Origin of the sequence: Moorena sp. SIO3H5, assembly GCF_010692395.1 — a bacterium.
Classification (GTDB): Bacteria; Cyanobacteriota; Cyanobacteriia; order Cyanobacteriales; family Coleofasciculaceae; genus Moorena.
Genome location: NZ_JAAHHS010000484.1, coordinates 1 through 5,246, shown reverse-complemented (window position 1 = coordinate 5,246; position 5,246 = coordinate 1). Strand labels below are relative to the sequence as shown.

Here is a 5,246-nt window from a genome sequence, read left to right as displayed (position 1 = left end):
CTAATTGATTGCCCTTTTTGTCCCAAATTCTGGCAGTTTTGTCATCTGAAGCAGTGGCCAGCCTCTGTCCATCCGGGCTGAATTCCACACTCGTTACCCAGTGCTGATGCCCTGTGAGCACCGCTAATTGATTGCCCTTTTTGTCCCAAATTCTGGCAGTTTTCTCGTATGAAGCAGTGGCCAGCATCTTGCCATCCCGGCTGAATGCTACACTATTTACCCTGTCCTGATGCCCTGTGAGCAAGGCGATTTCATTGCCCTGGTTGTCCCAAATTCTGGCAGTTTTGTCATCTGAAGCAGTGGCCAGCCTCTGTCCATCCGGGCTGAATGCTACACTTGATACCAAGTGCTGATGCCCTGTGAGCACCGCTAATTGATTGCCCTTTTTGTCCCAAATTCTGGCAGTGTTGTCCCCTGAAGCAGTGGCCAACCTCTGTCCATCCGGGCTGAATGCTACACTTAATACCTCGGACTGATGCCCGGTGAGCACGGTGATTTGATTGCCCTTTTTGTCCCAAATTCTGGCAGTGCCGTCAACTGAAGCAGTGGCCAGCCTCTGTCCATCCGGGCTGAAGGCTAAACTTAATACCCAGTCCTGATGCGCGGTGAGCACCTCCCGTTCTCGGAATTTACTAATACTCTGCTGGAGGGCATATAGAGGACTGATAGCAGGATAGTGATCCAGGGGGCGACCATCTTTAACAATATTAAATAGTGAGTGCCCAGTCTCCATTGCCTGGTACAAAAGCGTTTCCGCTTCTGTACTGGTGCCGTAGTAAACATTATCCTGTAACTTTCGTAAAATACTAAGCCCTTGCCGTTCTAGTCGCGTGCCTAATTTGGCTTCTGCAAGTTGCTGTCTTGCATCAGTTAGCAACGCTTCTGCTTCCTGTTTCGCCTTGGCTAATATCTCACTAGCCTCTTTCTGAGCCGCCAAAGCCTTTCGCAATTCTCGGTTTTGTAAATCCTGGCTAGCATCTAAAAACTCACGATCCAAATCGCTCAAGCTTTTACCCCTAGCCCAATCCCGAGCCTCCTCTAATGCTTTCCCCCGCAACAATCGAGAGTCATCTGTATGCCCAGAATCAACCCAAGCGGTAAACGCCTCACAGTAGGGGCGCAGTCTGGCCAATTCTTTCTTCACCCAATCAGGTCCGAAAACCTCACCATAAATCCGGTTGTTAACCTCCAAACAGCCATGGCGCTGAACTACCAGCCCCGATAGCCTTAATTCCGTCTGTTCCTCACTCCCATCAGCAGCTAGACTACCCTGATCCAAAACTTGCTGATACAAACCCAACAGCCTAACAGTCCGTTGCTCATTTCTGAGGATGCGTTCGCGTAGCGGCTCTGAAAGAGCATCGCGTATGGTCTTCAAATGCTCCGGTTGATCCTGGGCTTCCCAATTTTCTATGATCTGCCTACGCACCACCTGTTCCACGGAAAGACTATTTCCCCATTCCCAGCTCTCGACCACCAAACGACACACCCGCTGGGTCAGAAACGGTTGTCCTCCCGTCCAGTCTACTATCTCACCTAAAACCTGTTCAGGATTATCCACCTGGCCTACCAAACCGGGAACCAAAGGCGGTTTGGCCTCCTCAAAGGTAAACCCAGTCAACTGAATATCCCGACCAATATTAAACGGGGTGCGCTGTTTATCCTGAATTAAATCTGCGGGCGTTGCCACCCCTAGCAAACAAAAAGTCAGACGAGTGTAGGCTGGATTTTCGGCTCTTTTATTGTAACAAGCCCTAATTAAGGCAAAGAAATCATCTTTAAACGTAACTTTAATAAGACTGTCAATTTCATCAATAAAAATCACAATCTTTCCCGGAATACTGGTTAACAATATCTGCTCAATACACTTACTTAAGCACAAGACTGGGGAGATTTGAGCACGCTCGTCTAAGCAACGTTGATCATCAAATTTTCCTGATAGCTCTAAATCATCGAACAGTAAAGTAATCAAACTTTTATACCACATCGACACGGGGATTTGTTCTTTCCCAATCACTGTAAGATCGATAGAAGCGCAAGCAAATCCCTCTTCTTTTAGGCGTTTTATCGTTCTTACCCGCAAACTAGACTTACCCATCTGTCTGGAATTCAGCACATAACAAAACTCCCCAGCCATCAATGCTTGATAAAGATCGTGATCAGCTTGTCGCGTCACATAAGTGGGTTCATCTTGAGGTAAACTACCTCCAACTCTATAGATTATTGATTGTTGATTGGTCATGGTTGAATAGGGAACAGTGGATCTGGGAACAGGGAACAGTGTGGGGAGATGGGGAGATGGGGAGATGGGAACAGGGAACAGTGTGGGGAGATGGGGAGATGGGGAGATGGGGAGATGGGGAGATGGGGAGATGGGGAGATTGGGGAGTAACGCACCACCGGGTTAAACTTTTGCCTCTTGCCTCTTGCCTCTTGCCTTCCCCTCCTGGGAGGGGTTAGGGGTGGGTTCCTCTTGCCTCTTGCCTCTTGCCTCTTCCCTACTCCCTACTCCCTTTTCCCTAAAATGCGATCGCTAAAATACTGACGATACAAATTACATCTCAAACTACAATCATTCCCATGGCGCTCCACCAGTCCCATACTTTCCAACTTCCGAGTGATATTAGAATCCAGGCGCACCGGATTGGTTGTACTAACTAATAATTTAACAGCGTCCAGCAATTGGGGATGCTCTTGAATACTAGTTAAGAGTTCACGAAGATGACTGCGATAAATTCCTGCTTCTGTGGGCGCATTAGCCAAAAGGGTATCCAGTGTCTTCTCGGCTGCTGGGTGATTCTTGAGATAATCAAAAGCTTGGGACAATAAATAAGGATGTCCCCCCACCATTGCCATCAGTTTGGTAACTGAATCTACAGACAACTTCAACCCATAACCCTGGGCAAACGTCTTAACCTGCTGATCACTAAACTCTAGTAACTCTATAGGTAATCCCACATTAAACGGCGACTGGTCGTTAGGTAACCTAACGTAAACTTCCGTGGCATAAACCACAATCAACCGTAGGTTTTTCCAAATCTCTTTACTATTAGCATCTTCATAAAAACTTCGGAGTAAAGTCAGAAACTCTTTAGCAACCTTTTTATGAGTAAACACTTGCTCTACTTCATCCAAACACAAAACTACGGGACTATCTAAAGACGCTAACAAATACCGCTCGAAGTATCGTTTGCAGTTTACCTTGCTGACTAAACTCTCGTTCCAATAACTGTCCAACTGCTCTGGCAATCCCAAGTTGTCACCAACCCGCACACAAAAAGACTGTAAAAATTTATCTAACTTAGTGAAAGGTAGCTCATTCATGTTTAAATAAACCCTTGCATAACCCAGTTCTTCGCCATGAGCGAGAATCTGATGACTCAGTAACGTTTTGCCCATCAGTTTCGGCGCTTTAATCCGAATTAACGCTCCAACTCTGACAATTTCCTGATAACAACGAGCCTCAATGGGTGGGCGCTCAATGTAAATCTCTTGAGCAGCTCTAGATCGAGACGATGACAACCCGTAATTTATTAATACTTGTTCAGCCACTAACTCAGGCTTATACGTATTAACGAGTCTAACCAATTCACAACTAGAAGACGAACGATTAGCTGGAATCTCAAAGTCTTTATAGATTTGGCAAATATGATGTCTTACCGTAGATATATCAGAGACACCTAGCACCTCGTCTCTGATTGCGACCTGTGTCTTGCCACCCACCACCGCCTCCAACACTCGTCTCCTTTTCCGAGGCATGTTCGTATATTTTTCGTCGAATGCTTCTTTACTAATCATAGCCGATCGCTCCTTGTACCCTGACTATTGCTCTTGTGAGTTGAGATTTGAATTTATGAGTCGATCAAGATTGAGACAATAGTTTCACGAAGTTTTATGAAGCAGTGAAAAAATCATCACGGAGATACTATTCGAGCTTCACAAATGTGAAAAACCGTCAATAATGTGAAATTTTATCCACAAATCCTGACCGGTAGTTTTGAGAGCCTCTAGTTTAAGTAGAATGGAATTTACCCAAGCCAAAAGCATTTTTTAATGCTAAACAATGATGTCTAAACAAAACAAGACAATTTGACCGGTAAACCCGATTCTTTAAAGAGCGCATTCGTCAAGCCAAGCTTTCGTTTAACTTGCTTGTCGGGGCTACAAGTCTAAGCGGGATTGTGGGTCTGGCAGGGGCAGAATTATTTATGTCCAAAAAGTTATCTGAAGGAGCAGTGACTACAGCTATTGGATTAACATCAAGTATGCGTTTTGTTAAGCTAGCTAAGGATGCCAATGACCGGTTAGATGAAGCGATTGAAGATGAGGATGAAGAGTAGATTAATGCTAGGGTGGGCAGTGCTTGAGACTGCCCACCCTACATGAACGTTATTAACTCGTAGATACACCGATCCCATGTCCTGTAGCTGTAAAGCCTAAAGCCAATCTAATTCCACCGGTATGGGTGAACTTGCCTGTTGGGCAAAGGCTGTATAGAGTTCCCGATTCTGTTGACGCTTCAAGAATTGCCGACCCACATATTCCCCATACACTCTGCCTTGGGTAGCAGACTTAGGCAAAAACTGCTCTAGAGTGAAATCTTGATAATAAATGTGGTGTAGTGCTGTGCGCACCAGATAGGGATAGCCACCTACTAAAGACATCAGCTGCGCCACTTGATCAGCATCCCAATTCAGTCCATAACACCGTGCCAAATCTTGTACTTGTTCCTGAGTAAACTCAGGTAAAGCAATGGGCAGCCCCACATTAAAAGATTCATGGAGATTGAGCCAAGGATCATCTTCTGTGGCATAGACAACCACTAACTTAAGTTTTTGCCAAATATAGCTTCTACTATCTCCATACTTAGCTTTCTCATACCAGGTGCGCAGCAAACTAAAAAAGTCTGAGGCAATTTCCGGGTATTGAAACAGCATATCCACCTCATCTAAGCCCAGTACGAGTGGACTATCAATTTGAGCCAACAGATAGTTTTCAAAGTAGTCGGTGCTGTTAGATTTGCTGCCCAGAATCTCATCCCAATAATCCGCCAACTGATTCGACAACCCCAGGCTTTTCCCAACGCTGGCACAGAACCACTGTAATAATTTATCCAGGCTGGTGAAGACCTCTCGATTAGCTAGTTTAAAGTTGAGAGTGACTGTGGTATTTCCCTGCCAAATACAAAAAATAGGATTATTATCAACATAGTAGGAGGACATCACTTCTGTTAAAACTGCTGTCAG

5 protein-coding genes are annotated in these 5,246 nt (G+C 45.3%); 2 read left to right on the top strand and 3 right to left on the bottom strand.

All coding sequences use genetic code 11. The features are described 5' to 3' along the window. On the bottom strand, positions 1-2,242 hold a 2,242-nt coding region (locus tag F6K52_RS31850; RefSeq protein ID WP_293088367.1), incomplete at its 3' end, for an AAA-like domain-containing protein. A 2-nt stretch (positions 2,243-2,244) separates the two neighbouring features. Here F6K52_RS31850 and F6K52_RS31845 point away from each other — a divergent pair. After that, positions 2,245-2,460 (top strand): hypothetical protein, encoded by a 216-nt coding sequence (locus F6K52_RS31845; protein WP_293088365.1) that lies wholly within the window; start codon positions 2,245-2,247, stop codon positions 2,458-2,460. Positions 2,461-2,505: 45 nt separating this feature from the next. Here F6K52_RS31845 and F6K52_RS31840 read toward each other — a convergent pair whose 3' ends face one another. Beyond that, on the bottom strand, positions 2,506-3,798 hold the full coding sequence (locus F6K52_RS31840; RefSeq protein WP_293088363.1) for an AAA-like domain-containing protein: 1,293 nt from the start codon (positions 3,796-3,798) through the stop codon (positions 2,506-2,508). 323 nt (positions 3,799-4,121) lie between these two features. On the opposite strand from F6K52_RS31840, the gene F6K52_RS37150 reads away from it, so the two are divergent. After that, positions 4,122-4,340 (top strand): hypothetical protein, encoded by a 219-nt coding sequence (locus tag F6K52_RS37150; RefSeq protein ID WP_364420723.1) that lies wholly within the window; start codon positions 4,122-4,124, stop codon positions 4,338-4,340. Positions 4,341-4,436: 96 nt separating this feature from the next. Here F6K52_RS37150 and F6K52_RS31830 read toward each other — a convergent pair. Then, on the bottom strand, positions 4,437-5,246 hold an 810-nt coding region (locus tag F6K52_RS31830; protein ID WP_293088359.1), incomplete at its 5' end, for an AAA-like domain-containing protein.

Bases quoted from the DNA above. Each gene is read 5' to 3' on its own strand.
- F6K52_RS31840 (WP_293088363.1), bottom strand. From the start codon at position 3,798: ATGATTAGTAAAGAAGCATTCGACGAAAAATATACGAACATGCCTCGG.